This window comes from Brachybacterium sp. p3-SID957 (assembly GCF_025144775.1).
GTDB lineage: Bacteria > Actinomycetota > Actinomycetes > Actinomycetales > Dermabacteraceae > Brachybacterium > Brachybacterium epidermidis.
Window position 1 is genome coordinate 1 of sequence record NZ_JALXKT010000068.1, and the last position, 16,157, is coordinate 16,157.

Genomic DNA, 16,157 nt, shown 5'->3' on the forward strand with positions numbered 1-16,157 from the left:
CCCCCCCGCCCCCGCCCCCGGCCCCGCGCGCGCCCCCTCCCCCACCGGCGCGCGCGCACTGCGCCTGCGCGGACTGGGCCTGGTGACCTCCCTCGAGCTGCGCCAGCGCATCCGCTCGCGCCGCTGGTACGTGGCGCTGGGCCTGTGGACGGTGGCGCTGCTGCTGCTCGGCCTGGTGATCCTGGCGCCGACGGCCATGTTCACCGGGTACATCGCCTTCCGCGAGACCTCCCGAGTGGTGTTCAGCCTGCAGATGCTGCTGGTGCTGTTCGCGATGCTGCTGGTGCTGCCGGCGATGTCGGCCGGGTCCATCAACGGTGACCGCAGCGCCGGCACCCTGGCCACGCTGCAGTCCAGCCTGATCTCGCCGTTGGAGATCGTGCTGGGCAAGCTGCTGGCCGGGTGGGTGACGGGCCTGGCCTTCCTGCTGCTGGCGCTGCCGTCGGTGCTGCCCACGGCCCTGCTGGGCGGAGTGGGCCCGCTGTACCTGCTGCGGGTGCTGCTGGTGATCGCCGCGCTCGCCCTGTGCGTGACCGCGGTGGGCCTGGGGCTCTCGGCCATCACCGCCCGGCAGCTCGGATCAGTGGTGCTGGCCTACGTGGCGGTGTTCGGGGTGACCGTGGTGGGGCCCATCATGTGGGGCTCCTCAGCGGCGTTCCTGCAGGAGGAGCGCGAGGTCACCGTCTACGACGACGACTACGACTTCAGCGACGGCACGGACGACTCCTGGAGCCAGGCGCGCTGCGTGCGCGAACTCGACGAGCGCACCGTGGTGCGCCTGGACATCTCCCAGCCGCTGATCTGGCCCAACCCCGTGCTGCTGCTGGCCGACGTGGCCCCGCCCATGCCGCCGCCGACCATGGCGGCCGACGAGGAGTCGTGGGACCTGCTGCAGCTGATGCAGCTGGGCCTGCGGCATGCCACCCAACCCCTGCATCCCAGCAACTTCAACCATTGCTCACTGGACGCCGAGGGGTACCCGTCGGCGCTGGGCAGCCCCGCCAACCGGCCGATCTGGCCCCTGGGGCTGGGCTGCTGGTTCCTGGCGGGCGGTGCGTCCCTGGCCCTGGCCACGTGGCGCCTGGCGGTGCCGATCAGGATGCTCGGCAAGGGGATCCGGATCGCCTGAGTCCGGGCCGACGAACGGTGCCGACCCGGCGGGCCGTCCCTCGCGCGGCTGGCCCGCGGCCCGACCCTGGGGGCCGACCGGTCCCCAGCGACCCCGTCGCCTCAGCGCTCCCGCAGGCCCGTGATGCTGTCGGGGATCTCGTGCCCGCGGGACTGGCCGTCCTGAGATGGGGCCTGGAAGGGCGAGCCCTCCCCGCCGAAGTCCGGCAGCTGCCCGGCGGCGACGTCGGCCGAGCGCACCTCGGTGGTGCGGGCCCCGGGCAGGGACTCGTCGATCCACAGCCGGTCCCCGGCGGCATCCAGGTCGAACAGCTCCAGGGAGTGGTCCTTGCCGTCGGCCTGCAGGCGCTGGCGCAGGTGGGCGCGCACGGCGGGATCGCGGGCCCGATCGGCGCGGGTGCCGATGTCCGGCGCCACCAGGGCATGCTCGGTCTCCCGGCGCATGTACCGGTGGTCGGGCCCGTAGAACACGTCCCGCAGCCCGTTGCGCATCGCGGCGACCGTGCCCGCACCCAGCAGCGGCACCCCCACCAGCGCGCCCAGCACGATCCAGGTCCAGGCCAGGCCCGTGGCGGCCCCGAGCAGCTCGAGCAGCAGCGCCACCAGTACGATCGCCAGCAGCGCGGCCCCGGCGGTGATCCATCCGGCGAGGCCCACCACCCTGGCCTCCCAGGGGTTCACCCGTGCGCGGTGCACCCACGACGGGTAGGAGCGCTGGTCGGTGACCTGCTCTCTCTGGGATGCCGACAGGGCCGCGGCCAACGCCGGTGCGGTCGCAGCAGCCACCCCCGCCACGGCCAGCACCAGGAACGCCCCCAGGATCACCGGCAGGCTCAGCGGGGCGGACTGCACGGCCTCCAGGTCCTGCCCCATGCCGGTGAACACGGTGACGACATCGGCGATGCCGAACACCATCACGCCCAGGGACAGCAGCGCCGGTGCCACCCACCGCAGCCAGGCCACACCGGAGTGCAGCAGCGCGTATCCCATGCCCCGCGGGGTGAGGGCGCCGTCGGCCTCGGGCGTGCCCAGGTTGGGCGGCAGGTGCCGGCGGTCCTGAGCCAGCACCTTCTTCGCGGCGGCGCGGCGCTGGTCGTGGTCACGGTCCAGGCGGGCGGTGGTCTCCAGTGCACTGGCGGGGGTCACGCCGAGCACGCGCGGCGCGCTCACCCAGGCGCGGATCCACACCCACGCCAGCATGATCGCCAGCAGGCCGGCGCAGGCCGCGGCGAGCGGTCCCGCGCTCAGGCTGGGCCAGTGCAGCAGCGGCACCCGCCCGAAGGGCTGGCTGACCAGCAGCAGCAGGATGGCGGTGACCACCAGGGGCGGGGCCATCAGCACCGCGGTGATGCGGGTGGCGACCTGCCGCTGGAAGCCGGCCTCACTGAGATGGTGCTGCGGGTTGATCCCGGAGATCGCCCGTGACGCCAGCGGCAGCAGGGCCACGCTCAGTGCGGTGGCACCGACGGGCAGGAACAGTGCGGCCGTCCACAGCCCGGCGGAGGTGAAGCCCAGCGATCCCAGCGCGACCCGCAGGTACATCGGCTCGAACAGGCCCACCAGCAGGCTGAGCAGCCAGTACGTGGGCGAGGCCCCGGTGACGTAGAGGAACAGCAGCACGTACCACAGGCCGATCAGCACCAGGGCGGGCATCCACACGATGCGCAGCAGGCGGCGGGTGATGGCGGCGCGCGAGTCGACCAGGATCTCCCCGGGCGGCACCAGGGAGGGGGGATCCTCGGGCAGGCGCACGGGTGGCGGCAGGTCCGTCAGCGGCGGCAGGGCGCGGTCGAACGGCGAGGTCATCGTTGCTCCCTTCTCCCGCGTCGGGCGGTGGCGGATGGGTGGGGCGGCCGGTGGGGCCGACGCGCGGGCTTCACACGCTGCGCCTGCCCAGGAAGGCACGGCCCAGTGTCATCTCGTCGGCGTAGTCGAGGTCCCCGCCCACGGGCAGGCCGGAGGCCAGGCGGGTGACCGTGATCTCCAGCGGCCCCAGCAGTCGGGAAAGGTAAGCGGCGGTGGCCTCCCCCTCGATGTTCGGGTCCAGCGCCAGGATCACCTCGGTGGTCTCCCCAGTGCCCAGGCGCTTCATCAGCTCGGTGATGCGCAGATCGCCCGGGCCCACACCGCCGATCGGGTCGATCGCACCCCCGAGCACGTGATAGCGGCCCTTGAACTCGCGGATCCGCTCGATGGCCACGATGTCCTTGGACTCCTCGACCACGCAGATCACCTCGTCGCTGCGGCGGGGATCGGCGCAGATCCGGCAGCGGTCCTCGGCCGAGACGTTCCCGCACACCTCGCAGAACCGCACCGTGTCCTTGACCTTCACCAGCACCTCGGCCAGGCGCCGCACGGCGGCGTTATCGGCGTCCAGCAAGTGGAACGCGATGCGCTGGGCCGACTTGGGGCCGATGCCCGGCAGCTTGCCGAGCTCGTCGATGAGGTCCTGGACGATGCCTTCGTACACCCGTCCAACTGTAGTTGCCCTGGCTGACACCCGAACGCCTGGTGCATCGCGAGCCCTGGCAGACTTGGCGAATGCTCCACCGCCGCGCCTCCCGCACCCGCGACACGACCCGCTCCCGTGGCGCGGTTGACACTTCCGGGGATGCGGCTGATCGCTCCCGGGACCGCTGGGCCCGTGCCCTGCACCTGGGCTCCGCCCCTCTGGTCGCCGGCGCCCTGTGCGCAGCCGACGGTCTCGGTCCGCTCCGCGGCGCGATCTCTGCCGGGACGGCACTGGCAGGCGGGATCCTCACCGAGGTGCTGCTGGGACCGGAGCCGCTCACGCGCGCCGATCACGTAACCCGGGTGCGCGCCTCGCTGATCGCGGCGCTCGCGGGCCGCCTTCTCGCGGGCCGCCTGCTCGCGGACGCAGACCTCGAAAGCGGTGCCGATGGGAGCACGGCCCGCCTCCGCACCATCCCGCAGGCAGCATTGTTCACCCTCGCCATCGGCCTGGACGCGATCGACGGGCAAGTGGCGCGCCGCACCGGCTGCACCACCACGCGGGGCTGGCGCTTCGACCTGGAGGCCGACGCCGCGGCGATCGCGGTGCTGTCGGCCGCGATGCTGCACCGCACCCGCTGGGTGGTGGTGCCCGGCGCACTGCGCTACGTGTTCGGGGCGGCGCGGCAGCTGGTCCCGGCCCTGCGGGGCGAGCTGGAGCCGCGCCTGTCGCGCCGGGTGATCGCGGGCGGGTCGATGGTGGCGCTGGTGGCGACCACGTGGCCCATGGTCCCGCAGCGTGCCGTCCGCGCACTGACGGGCGGGGCCGCGCTGGCGCTGTCGGCCTCCTTCGCCCGGGACGGCGCGGATCTGCTGCGCGGATTCGGCGCGGACGGCTCCCCCGGACAGGGCCACCCCCGCTAGCCTGGACGTTCACATCCGCTTCCGAGGAGAGTCATGGTCCAGCTGCCCGACACCCTGCTCGACGCCGTCCACGAGAGACTCCTGGACGGCCTGGGGGAGGCCGGCTCCAGCCAGGAGATCGCCGGCCGCGTCATCGCATACCTGCGCAACACGGCCGAGACCACGGTGAGCGTGGAGCCGGACGGCACCACGTTCGTGATCACAGGGGACATCCCGGCGATGTGGCTGCGGGACTCCGCCGCCCAGCTCACCCCGCTGCTGCGCCTGGTGGTGGGCGAGGTGGGCTCCGCGGAGGACCGCGCGGGGCTGGTGTCCCTGCTGTCGGGCCTGCTGCGCCGCCACTGGCAGTACATCGTGATCGACCCGTACGCCAACGCCTTCAACCGCCACCCCGACGGCTCCTCCTGGGACGGCGACGACACCGATCGGGACAACCCCTGGGCGTGGGAGCGCAAGTTCGAGCTGGACTCCCTCTCCTACGGGCCGGACCTGGCCTGGCGGGTGTGGAAGGCCACCGGGGACACCTCCTGGGCCGATCAGGAGTTCCTGCCCGCGGCCCGCGCGATCCTGGAGACGGTGCGCACCGAACAGCACCACGAGGAGCGCTCCCCGTACCGCTTCCGCCGCCCCGGCGTCCCTGCCCAGGACACCCTGGCGCGGGACGGCCTGGGCGGCCTGACGGAGCCGACGGGCCTGGTGTGGGCGGGCTTCCGGCCCAGCGACGACACCTGCGAGCTGGGCTACAACATCCCCGGCAACCACTTCCTGGCGCTGGCCCTGGAGCGGCTCGGGGACCTGCTGGAGCACGTCGAGGGCGAGGCGGACGATGCCGCCGAGGCGCGTCGACTCTCCGCCGAGATCCGTCAGGCGCTGGACGAGCACGGCCAGATCGACGGACCGGAGGGCGAGCGGATCTGGGCCTACGAGGTCGACGGCCGCGGCAACCACGTGTTCCTGGACGACGCCAACGTGCCCAGCCTGCTGTCGCTGCCGTACCTGGACTGCGCCGATGCCGCCGATCCGCTGTACCGGGCCACCCGCGCGGCGGTGTTCTCCCGCGCCAACCCGTACTACTTCGCCGGCCTGTACCTGGAGGGCGTGGGCTCCCCGCACACGCCGAAGGACCACGTGTGGCCGATCGCGAAGAACATCGAGGGCCTCACCAGCGGTGACGACGCTGAGAAGCGCCGCATCCTGGAGCAGCTGATGCGCACCGACGGCGGCACCGGGATGATGCACGAGGGCGTCCACGTGGACGATCCCACGATCTTCACCCGCGAGTGGTTCTCCTGGTCGAACTCGATGTTCTGCGAGCTGGCGCTGGACCTGGCGGGCATCCACAGGACCCAGCGATGACGTTGATGCCGCACCCCTATGATGCGAGCGAGCCGTTCACAGCCAGCCGTGTGGTGGAGGCGCCGGAGATCCCCACTGCGGTGGTGAAGCTGGACGACGTCCCGATGTACGAGATGTCCTCCCTGATGGACGGCACGTTCTCGCACCTGGCCGATGCCCTGGCCGAGGTGGGGATCCACCCGATCGGGCCGGCCGTGGTGCTGCACCACCGGATGCCGGTGGACACGGCGGATCTGGAGGTGGGCTTCCCCGTGGACTCCCCTCTCACCGAGACCCTCACCCTGCCCAGCGACTACGAGGTGGTGGGCTCGGTGCTGCCCGGGGGTCGCGTCGCCGCGATCTCCCACATGGGTGCCTACGGGGGCCTGGCGGAGACCTGGGGCGCGTTCACCGAGGACATCGGCCGGGATGGGGAGCAGATGACGTACCCGTTCTGGGAGATGTATGTGAGCGTGCCCTCTCCCGACGTCGACCCGGCGGCGCTGCGCACGGACCTGTTCAGCCTGCTCGAGCCGCGCGGCGAGCGCGCGTAGCACCGGGCCCGGTTCAGTAGTCCGGGCGCTCCTCGATCACCTCGAGCACCTTCCCGCCCAGCACGGACTCGATGACCTCGCGCCCGGAGCGGCGGGTGTACTCGGCATCCTCGTCGTCCCGGGTGGCGCCTCCGGTGGGATCATCGTCCGGCTCGTCCGCGCCATCGGCAGCCCCCGGTGCGGCCTGCTTCCCCTTGACCACTCCGAAGCGCCGACCCGCATGCCGGGAGGCGTGAGCGGCCTCGCGCGCCAGGTCGGCCCCCGAGCGGGGACGCTGCGGCGCGGGTTCGGATTCGAGCTCGGGTGCAGCAGGTGCCGGCTGGGCCGCCGTCACCGAGGCGACCACCGATGCAGCAGCGGGCTCGCCGGTCGACTGTGCGGTGGACTCCGCCGGCTTCGAGTGCACCACGCGCCCCTCGGCGATGGCACGGCGCAGGGCTGCCTGGCCGTAGGTGCGCGGCTCCCCCTCGGGGAGGCTGTCGCGGCCCTCGTCCTCAACCACCGGGATGTCCTCGTCGGCGGGCGGGGCGGGCGCACGGTCTGCGGAGGCGGGCCCACGGCCTGGGGAGGCGGGCCCACGGCCTGGGGAGGCGGGCCCACGGCCTGGGGTGGCGGGCGATGCCTCGACCTGCGCGGGCCGTGCGGCAGGAACACGAGCCGCAGCCGGGCTCGGTCCTGGCCCCCAGGAGCTGTCGTCCGGGTCCGGCGGGTAGGGGTCGTCGGGCTCCGGTGCGAAGTCCTCCTGCGCGGGGGCCGTGCGCTCGGCGCGCTGCTGGGGCCGCGGCTGGGCAGAGCGCTCCGATGCCTGCGTGCGGGCGCCGCCGAGGGTGGCGACGGCGACATCGCCCCAGCTCTGGGAAGCCCGGTCGCGGGCGGTCGAGGCGGCCGGCCCCGATCCCCCGCTCTCCTCGGCCCGCGGGGATCCGCTCTGCGGGGCGTCTCCCTGTTGAGGTGCAGGCGCCGGCCCACCACTCGGTGCACTGCCGGGCCCTCCGCTCGGCCCTCCGCCGGACGCGCCGCCGGACGCGCCGCCGCCCGGGCCCGGGTCCTCCCCCACCACGGCATCGACGGTGACCCTGACGTGCATGATGCGGTGGACGGCCTCGGCGAGGTTCTCCGCAGCGGTGCCGCGACGGAACGCCGCCAGCAGACCCTCCGTGCGGAAGCCCAGGAGCAGCGTGGATCCCTGCGCCCCGTGCACGTGCGCGTTCTGCGACAGCAGCGCCCAGCTGGGGCGCCTGATCTGCGCGAGCTCGTCGAGGATCGCGGACCAGTGGCCCCGCACCTCGTCGGCATCCAGACCGCTGCCTCCGGCGGGGGGCTGCTGCGGCGCCGGCTGCGGGTCCGGTTGCTGGGCGGCTGCCAGGGCCGGTTGCTCCTCGGCGGGCCGTTGCTGCTCCGGCCACTGGGGTGCGGGCTGGTTCCGGTGGGGCTGCTCGGGTCGCTCCGGGGGCGGCTGGCTGGGGGCACGCACCCCCCGGGCCTGTCGGGCGGCCTCGGCCTTCTCCTGTGCGATGCGGCGGGCCTCGTCGCGGCCCGATCCACCGGGCGCGGGCTGCGTCGGCGCAGCGGAGGGCTCCTGCGGGGCGGAACCTGCCGTCTGGGCGCCCGCCTCGTCCCGCAGCACCAGCCGGGCGGCCAACAGCTCGAGGTGCACGCGCGGCGAGGTGGCACCGCTCATCGTGGAGAGGGTCTCGTGCACCAGCTCACCGGCGGTGGACAGATCCGCCGGTGCGAAGGTGGAGGCCTGGGCGGTCATGCGTTCGAGGTCCCCGGCCGGGATGTGCGGCAGCAGATCGCCGCCGCGATCGGGCACCGCCGCCAGCACGATCAGGTCGCGGATGCGCTCCAGCAGGTCCTCCACGAAGCGGCGCGGCTCATGGCCGGTGGAGATGACCTCCTCCACCGCCCCGTACAGGGCGGCGGCGTCGCGCTGGGCGATCGCCTCCACAGCGCGGTCCAGCAGGGCGGTGTCGGTGAAGCCCAGCAGTGCGATCGCGGTGGGGAAGTCCAGGCCGTCCTCCCCCGCCCCGGCCATCAGCTGGTCCAGCACCGACATGGAGTCACGGGCAGACCCGCCCCCGGCGCGCACCACCAGCGGCAGCACGCCATCCCCCACGGGGACCTGCTCGGCATCGCACACCTCCCGCAGGTACGGGCTCAGCACCTGCGGCGGGATCAGGCGGAACGGGTAGTGGTGGGTGCGGGAGCGGATGGTGCCGATCACCTTGTCCGGCTCGGTGGTGGCGAACACGAACTTCACGTGCTCCGGCGGCTCCTCCACCAGCTTCAGCAGGGCGTTGAAGCCGGCGGAGGTGACCATGTGGGCCTCGTCGATGATGAACACCTTGAAGCGGTCCCGCACCGGGGCGAAGGAGGCGCGCTCGCGCAGCTCACGGGCATCGTCCACACCGCCGTGACTGGCGGCGTCGATCTCCACCACGTCCAGGCTGCCAGCGCCGTCGCGGGCCAGGTCGCGACATGAATCACAAGCCCCGCAGGGGGTGTCCGTCGGACCCTCGGCGCAGTTCAGGCAGCGCGCCAGAATGCGGGCCGACGTCGTCTTCCCGCAGCCGCGGGGGCCGGAGAACAGGTAGGCGTGGCCGATCCTGCCCGCGTTCAGCGCACGCCGCAGGGGCGTGGTGACATGGTCCTGGCCGATCACCTCAGCGAAGGACTCCGGACGGTATCGACGGTACAGAGCAGTGGCCACCCCCACAGGCTAGTGGAGGGGACTGTCAGTCGGAGCCGCTGTGGATCAGTCCGAGGTGCGGCCGGGCTCATCATCCGGCGCCGACGGGGCGTCATCGGAAACACCCAGCTGGGAGCGGCGCCGCTTGAGCTTGCCGAGGGTTATCCAGAACACCAGCAGCACGATCACCACCGGGATGCCGACATCGAACACCCAGCTGGGCACGTCGAACGACAACGAGAACGAGAGCTCCGGGATCCAGCCGAACAGGGTCTCGCGCAGCCATGCCAGGGCCCGGCCGATCGGCTCCAGAACCGCGTCGATCACTTCCCCCACCGGGCGCAGCAGCTCCGCGATCCACTCCACCGGCGGGCGGATCAGGGACTCCACCCATTCCCGCACCGGGCGCAGCAGACCACTGAAAAGCGCGCTGATGCCCAGCAGCGGGATCAGGTACTTCGCGGCCGTGAACGCGGCGCTGACCAGCGCGAATCGCATCGGATGAGCGAGCTTGCGCTGTTCACGCTGCCAGGAGGCGCTGCCCTTCTCGGGCACGAGTGGGGTGGGGTAGAAACCCCCCATCCGCTCCCCCTCCGCACCACCCAGCACATCCACCTCGCCCTTGCCGCCCAACCCGGCGGTGCTCACCCGGATCCGCTCGGCGATGCGCAGCTTCCCGTTCTCATCGGGCCGCCGCACCACGTAGTCGACCGCCCTGAAGGACTCCTCTGCACTGAAAGCCAGGCCGTCCACCTCGCCGCTGGCCTCGCCGCGGGCCGCCTCCCGGGCTCCGGAGCCCACGCTCACCGTCGTGGTGCGGGGCTTCGACTCCCGACGGGGGTCGTGGAAGACGCCGTCGATGATCACCGTGGCCCAGGTGTCCACCACGCCGTGACGCGCCCGCACCACGTAGGTGTGGCCCTCGACGGTCCCGCGGTACACGGTGACCCGGGGCTGCGTCGAGGTCTCGTCGCCGGGGTCTGTCGTCGCCCCGGCGGGCTGGGTGGTGCTCATGGCTCCAGCCTGCCGAGTCGCCCCGTTCGCTGCCATCGACCCAATGGCCGATACCTGGGCCGACATAGGTAGGAGATCAGGCGCGCACAAAGGGTCGCCGGCCGGCGAGCCACAGCACCAGAGCCGCTGCCGCAACCCACATCGACCAGCTGGCCGCCTCGAGGATCCAGCGTTCCGGCCCGCCGGACAGCGGGGTGGTGAGGTTCTGCTCGATGGCCACGCGCAGGCTGTTGAGCAGCCCGTGGGCGAGCAGGGCCGGCCATATGTTCCCGCTCAGCTCCCGCAGCACGGTCAGCAGCGGTGAGACCGCCGCAATCGTCCCCAGGTACGCGATCGAGTCCGTCGGCCCCATGCCCAGGGCGAGCACGATGGGAAGGTGCCACAGCGCCCACAGCACCGCCGTGACCAGTGCGGTCGCCAGGATTCCGTACGGGCTGAGGGCACCGTGGAGCCACCCGCGCCATCCGGTCTCCTCACCGAAGGCCAGGACCGTCTGCAGCACAGCGACCAGGGGCAGCGCCACCAGGATCGCGGCCGCCTCCTCCGGGGTGCTCCATGCGGCCGACCCCAGGGCCACCGATGCGAGGACCCGCAGCACCGGCACCACGGTGAAGACCGCTATCGCCAGCAGCATGCCCAGCACCAGAGCGCGGCCGGAGGGCACCAGCAGCCCGAGGTCGGCTCTGAGCCGGCCGGGTCGGCGCCGCACCAGCAGGGCGGCCAGCAGCGGGGTGAACTGGGCTATCGGAACCACCAGTGCTGCAGCCTCGGGGGGCAGCAGGTCCAGCGCGAAGGGAGCCGAGAGCAGGCACGCCGCCACCAGCACCAGCGCAGAGAACGCGAGGATGCGGGAGATGGGCACAGCGTCGGCGGGGACGGCCGTGGCAGCAGGGGTGGGTTCGGGCGTGGTCACGGGGGTCATCGCGGTGCTCCTGGGGTGATGGGATGCCGACACCGATCACGGTAGGAACCGCACCCTGGTCCACGCGCCGGGGCCCTCCGCCCCATCCGGCGGGGGCTATCCCCCCACCCGGACATGAAAGGACCCCTCGTGCACCTGCCAGAGCCCGCCTGCCCTTGCTGCCGTCAAGCCCTGGGGGAGTTCAGCGAGATGACACCACACGAGGGGTCGCCCATGAGTGTAGCGGTCCCGAGCGCAAGGTTCGAGGCGGTGTGCGGTAGGCCGCTCAGCGCCTGGACGAGGACGTCGCCGCTGCCAAGCGTCTGGCGCTCGGCGCCCGGGTCAGCGCCCGGTCTCGATGCCGTAGGTCACGACACTGCAACGGAACGAGGAACACTCGATTTCCTGTCACGGTGTCGACTACTGTCCCGAACAGCACCCACTCGTGACCCCCCTCACACGGCGATGCCGTCGATGTCATCGCCGTGCCCCGCAGCCCCGTCCCCTTTTGCCCCCCAGGAGAGTTCCATGAGTTTCGCCGACATGATCAGTGCCACCAACGGGGTGATCTGGTCGATCCCCTGGTCGCCCTGTGTCTCCTTGCCGGCCTGTACTTCTCGATCCGCACCGGGTTCGTGCAGCTGCGTGCTCTGCCCGACATGATCAAGCAGCTCATCGGCGGCGAGAAGTCCGCCGATGGCACCTCCTCCTTCCAGTCGTTGATGATGTCGCTCGCCAATCGTGTGGGCATGGGCAACATCGGTGGTGTGGCCACCGCGATCGCCTTCGGCGGTCCCGGCGCCGTGTTCTGGATGTGGACCGTGGCCTTCCTCGGCGCGTCCACCTCGTTCATCGAGTCCACCCTGGGCCAGATCTACAAGGAGAAGGACCCGGACACCGGTGAGTACCGCGGTGGCCCGGCGTACTACTTCGAGAAGGCCTACAAGCACAAGGCTCCGGGACTGTCCCTGGCCTTCGGAGTCCTCTTCGCCTGCGTCTCCATCCTGGCGATGAGCTTCTTCCTGCCCGGCGTGCAGGCCAACGGCGTCTCCTCCGCCATGAACAACGCCTGGGGCTTCCCCAAATGGGCCACCGCCATCGGCATGGTGATCCTGCTGGCCTTCATCGTGGTCGGCGGCGTCAAGCGCATCGCCATGTTCGCCGCCTACGTGGTGCCCCCGATGGCGATCCTGTACATCCTGGCGGCGCTGCTGGTGTTCTTCGTGAACTTCGACCAGATCCCCCACGTGTTCGGTGAGATCTTCTCCGGCGCGTTCGGCATGCACGCCGTGTACGGCGCCATCATCGGCCTGGCCATCAAGTGGGGCGTGCAGCGCGGCATCTACTCCAACGAGGCGGGTCAGGGCACCGGCCCGCACCACGCTGCTGCCGCCGAGGTCTCCCACCCGGCCAAGCAGGGCTTCGTGCAGGCGTTCTCCGTGTACATCGACACCCTGTTCGTGTGCACCGCCACCGCGTTCATCATCATCTCCACCGACATGTACACGGTGTTCCAGGACGAGGCCTTCCCCGCCGAGGGCGACCCGCTGTACGTGGGTGAGCTGGGCCAGGACGTGGAGCCCGGCCCGGGCTTCGTGCAGGCCGGCTTCGACAACTTCGTCCCGGGCTTCGGCTCCAGCTTCGTGGCGATCGCGCTGACGTTCTTCGCCTTCACCACCATCGTGGCGTACTACTACATGGCCGAGGTCAACACGGTCTACCTGGCGCGTCGACTGAAGAACCCGCTGCTGCGCCGCGCTCTCATCCGTTTCCTGCAGGGCCTGGTGCTGATCTCGGTGGCCTACGGCGCGGTGACCACCGCCGGCTCCGCCTGGGGCCTGGGCGACATCGGCGTGGGCTCGATGGCCTGGCTGAACATCGTCGGCATCCTGATCGTCCAGGGCCCGGCCCTCAAGGCCCTGAAGGACTACTACCAGCAGAAGAAGCAGGGCATCGACCCGCAGTTCGATCCCCGCACGCTGGGCATCCACAACGCCGAGTTCTGGGAGCTGCGTGCCGACGGCCGCGCCCTCCAGGGCCGTACCGGCGAGGAGGTCGCCGGCACCGCCGCCGCACAGCCGGCCGATCCGGTCGACGGCCCGGGCACCGGCGCTCCTCGCGTCTGATCTAGGAGCTGCGCAGTCCGATCGACGCGCACAGCGGTCACGGCAGAACGGCCCGGTCCGCGTGGACCGGGCCGTTCTGCTGCGTCACGGGCCCGAGGAGCTCGGGGTCGACGCGTGTGCTCAGCTCATCCGCTGCGCGGGAGAGACCGTCTTGGCGGGATCGGTCTCGGGGATGTCGCCGAGCACCTCGTCGATGCGGGTCATGACATCGGCCTCCAGGCGCACGCCGGAGGCCTTCACGTTCTCGGTGACCTGCTCCGGGCGGGAGGCGCCGATGATCGCCCCGGCCACGTTGTCGTTGGCGAGCACCCAGGCCACGGCGAGCTGCGCCATGGTCAGGCCCAGCTCCTCGGCGATGGGGCGCAGTCCCTGCACGGCCTGAAGGGTGCGGTCCTCGAGGAACCGCTTGATCATGTCGGCCCCGCCCTTCTCATCGCGTGCGCGTGATCCCTCCGGCGGTTCGGCGCCGGGCTGGTACTTGCCGGTGAGGATGCCCTGGGCGACGGGTGACCACACGATCTGGGAGACGCCCAGCTCCTGGGAGGTGGGCACCACGCGCTCCTCGATCACGCGCCACAGCATCGAGTACTGGGGCTGATTGGAGACCAGCTGGATGCCCAGGTCACGGGCCAGCTGGTGGCCGGCGCGGATCTGGTCGGCGTTCCATTCGGAGACGCCGATGTACAGGGCCTTGCCGGCGTGCACCACGTCGGCGAAGGCCTGCATGGTCTCCTCCAGCGGGGTCGCGTAGTCGTAGCGGTGGGCCTGGTAGAGGTCGACGTAGTCGGTCTTCAGCCGCCGCAGCGAGCCGTCGATGGATTCGCGGATGTGCTTGCGGGACAGACCGGTGTCGTTGTGCCCCTTCGGTCCGGTGGGGAAGTAGACCTTGGTGAAGATCTCCAGCGACTCGCGCCGCTCCCCCTGGAGGGCATCGCCGAGCACCACCTCGGCGGCGGTGTTGGCGTAGGTGTCGGCGGTGTCGAAGGTGCTGATGCCGGCGTCGAGGGCAGCCCGCACGCACGCGGTGGCGCGCTCGTCCTCCACCTGGGAGGCGTGGGTGAGCCAGTTGCCGTAGATGATCTCGCTGATCTTGAGGCCGCTGCGGCCGAGGTGTCGGTGTTCCATGCGGAAACACTACGGCGATCGCCTGTGCGACCAGAAGGGGGCCGCACTCGGCTGCCCAGGAGGAGGGCCTCGTGCAGCCGGCGACCACGGTGCGGACCCCCGTGGCAGACCCACCGGGTGTGACCTAGGATACGGCCACCCTGCAGGCCCGTCCCCCACGGGCCTGCGTGCTTCCCCGACCCGACAGTCCGAAAGCGAACCATGAGCACCTCGCACCCCTCCTCCCCCTCCCCCGGCAACGGCCCAGCCCCCGGCACAGGGCCCACTGCCGGCACCGGCAGCGGCGGCGCCCCCCGTGCCGACCGCGGCGCCTTCTCGGGCCGCACCGCGTTCATCTTCGCGGCCATCGGATCCGCCGTGGGCCTGGGGAACATCTGGCGCTTCCCCGCCGTGGCCTACGACAACGGCGGCGGCGCATTCATCCTCCCGTACCTGGTGGCCCTGCTGACCGCCGGCATCCCCCTGCTGTTCATCGACTACGCGATCGGCCACCGCTGGCGGGGCTCACCCCCGATGGCATGGCGCCGCCTGACCCGCTGGACCGAGTTCATCGGCTGGTGGCAGGTGCTGATCTGCGTGGTCATCGCCGTGTACTACGCGCTCATCATCGCGTGGGCCGCCAATTACACCGTCTTCTCCGTCGACACCCGCTGGGGCGACGACCCCGGCGCCTTCTTCGGCTCCTTCACCCGGGCCCTCGAAGGGGCCGACGTCACCGTCGCCTTCGACTACGTCCCACCCGTGCTCATCACCTGCATCCTGGTGTGGGTGGCCATCGTGCTGGTGATGGTGCTGGGTGTGCACAACGGCATCTCCAAGTCCGCGATGATATTCATCCCGCTGCTCGTGATCATGTTCGTGATCCTGGTGGTGCGGGCCATGATGCTGCCCGGCGCCTTCACCGGCCTGAACGCCTTCTTCCGGCCCAACTGGGGCGCGCTGCTCAGCCCGGGGGTGTGGGTCGCGGCCTACGGCCAGATCTTCTTCTCCCTGTCGGTGGCGTTCGGCATCATGCTCACCTACGCCTCCTACCTGAAGAAGAACACCGACCTCACCGGCTCCGGCCTGGTGGTCGGCTTCGCCAACTCGAGCTTCGAGATCCTGGCCGGCATCGGCGTGTTCAGCGCGCTGGGCTTCATGGCCCAGGCGCAGGGCGTCGCGGTCGACGAGGTGGTCTCCTCCGGCATCGGCCTGGCGTTCATCGCCTTTCCCGCCATCATCGGCGAGGCCCCCGGCGGCGCCCTGATCGGCGTCCTGTTCTTCGGCTCCCTGGTGCTGGCCGGCTTCACCTCACTGGTCTCGATCGTGGAGGTCGTCATCTCCGCGATCGGCGACAAGTTCGGTCTCTCCCGCGTGCCGGCCACGCTGCTGGTGACGGTCCCGCTGGGCCTGTTCTCGATCGCGGTGTTCCCCACCACCATGGGCCTTGCCCTGCTGGACGTGATGGACAACTGGGTCAACCAGTACGGCATCGTCGGTGCCGCCCTGGTGAGCACCGTGGCGCTGGTCTACCTGGTGCGGGCCCTGCCCACACTGCGCGACCACCTGAACCTGCGCGGCTCGTTCCGCCTGGGCACGGGATGGACCGTCTCCGTGGCGGTGATCGTGCCGATCGTGCTGGGCGTCTCGCTGATCGCCTCCACCATCGACCTGATCGCCGGCGAGGGCACCTACTCCGGCCACCCGCTGTGGTTCAACATCGTGTTCGGCTGGCTGATGGCCCTGAGCCTGGTGGTGGGCAGCGTGGTGCTGTCCCTGCTGCCCTGGCCCCGCGGCTCGAACCTCAACCGGCCGGACTCCGACGGGGACGAACTGGCACCGCCCGTGGTCCCTGGCACCGGCCTGTCCGGCCATGACGTGGCCACCCCCCACCAGCTGCGCCCGGCCGGGCCGCAGGACGGCCGTTC

11 protein-coding genes, 1 other RNA gene and 1 pseudogene are annotated in these 16,157 nt (G+C 71.4%); 6 read left to right on the top strand and 7 right to left on the bottom strand.

Features of this window, described 5'->3' with window-relative positions:
- The coding region (locus M3B01_RS12570) for an ABC transporter permease (RefSeq protein WP_259792511.1) at positions 1-1,129 on the top strand (1,129 nt) is incomplete at its 5' end.
- A gap of 101 nt (positions 1,130-1,230) precedes the next feature.
- Here M3B01_RS12570 and M3B01_RS12575 read toward each other — a convergent pair.
- A complete protein-coding gene (locus tag M3B01_RS12575; protein ID WP_259792514.1) occupies positions 1,231-2,934 on the bottom strand; it encodes a hypothetical protein in 1,704 nt (567 codons plus the stop codon).
- A 70-nt stretch (positions 2,935-3,004) separates the two neighbouring features.
- Positions 3,005-3,598, bottom strand: a complete 594-nt coding sequence (recR, locus tag M3B01_RS12580; RefSeq protein WP_259792517.1) for a recombination mediator RecR — start codon at positions 3,596-3,598, stop codon at positions 3,005-3,007.
- A 71-nt stretch (positions 3,599-3,669) separates the two neighbouring features.
- Between recR and M3B01_RS12585 the strand changes: the two genes are divergently transcribed.
- Genes M3B01_RS12585 through M3B01_RS12595 form a run of 3 tightly spaced genes read left to right on the top strand, consistent with a single transcriptional unit; the run spans position 3,670 to position 6,392 of the window.
- Positions 3,670-4,503, top strand: coding sequence for a CDP-alcohol phosphatidyltransferase family protein (locus M3B01_RS12585; RefSeq protein WP_259792520.1), 834 nt, complete (start codon positions 3,670-3,672; stop codon positions 4,501-4,503).
- A 33-nt stretch (positions 4,504-4,536) separates the two neighbouring features.
- On the top strand, positions 4,537-5,859 hold the full coding sequence (locus M3B01_RS12590) for a glycoside hydrolase family 125 protein (RefSeq protein WP_259792523.1): 1,323 nt from the start codon (positions 4,537-4,539) through the stop codon (positions 5,857-5,859).
- Complete coding sequence (locus tag M3B01_RS12595; protein ID WP_259792524.1) at positions 5,856-6,392, top strand: transcriptional regulator; 537 nt, start codon at positions 5,856-5,858, stop codon at positions 6,390-6,392. The genes M3B01_RS12590 and M3B01_RS12595 overlap by 4 nt, the downstream gene beginning before the upstream one ends.
- A 13-nt stretch (positions 6,393-6,405) precedes the next feature.
- Here M3B01_RS12595 and M3B01_RS12600 read toward each other — a convergent pair whose 3' ends face one another.
- The 4 genes from M3B01_RS12600 to ffs form a co-directional block, all read right to left on the bottom strand.
- A complete protein-coding gene (locus tag M3B01_RS12600) occupies positions 6,406-9,105 on the bottom strand; it encodes a DNA polymerase III subunit gamma and tau (protein WP_259792526.1) in 2,700 nt (899 codons plus the stop codon).
- Positions 9,106-9,150: 45 nt separating this feature from the next.
- A complete protein-coding gene (locus tag M3B01_RS12605) occupies positions 9,151-10,098 on the bottom strand; it encodes a hypothetical protein (protein WP_259792527.1) in 948 nt (315 codons plus the stop codon).
- Positions 10,099-10,174: 76 nt separating this feature from the next.
- Positions 10,175-11,020 carry a type II CAAX endopeptidase family protein gene (locus M3B01_RS14660; protein WP_311203230.1) on the bottom strand — a complete coding sequence of 282 codons (846 nt, stop codon included), beginning with the start codon at positions 11,018-11,020 and terminating at the stop codon, positions 10,175-10,177.
- A gap of 115 nt (positions 11,021-11,135) precedes the next feature.
- Positions 11,136-11,232, bottom strand: an RNA gene (gene ffs / locus M3B01_RS12615) — signal recognition particle sRNA small type.
- Positions 11,233-11,527: 295 nt separating this feature from the next.
- On the opposite strand from ffs, the pseudogene M3B01_RS12620 reads away from it, so the two are divergent.
- A pseudogene (locus M3B01_RS12620) lies at positions 11,528-13,125 on the top strand (alanine/glycine:cation symporter family protein).
- A gap of 120 nt (positions 13,126-13,245) precedes the next feature.
- On the opposite strand, the gene M3B01_RS12625 reads toward M3B01_RS12620, so the two are convergent.
- The gene (locus M3B01_RS12625; protein ID WP_259792529.1) at positions 13,246-14,250 is read right to left on the bottom strand and encodes an aldo/keto reductase family protein; all 1,005 of its coding nucleotides are present in this window, start codon (positions 14,248-14,250) and stop codon (positions 13,246-13,248) included.
- A gap of 201 nt (positions 14,251-14,451) precedes the next feature.
- Between M3B01_RS12625 and M3B01_RS12630 the strand changes: the two genes are divergently transcribed.
- Positions 14,452-16,157, top strand: a 1,706-nt coding sequence (locus M3B01_RS12630) for a sodium-dependent transporter (RefSeq protein WP_259792531.1), incomplete at its 3' end; no start/stop codon positions are given.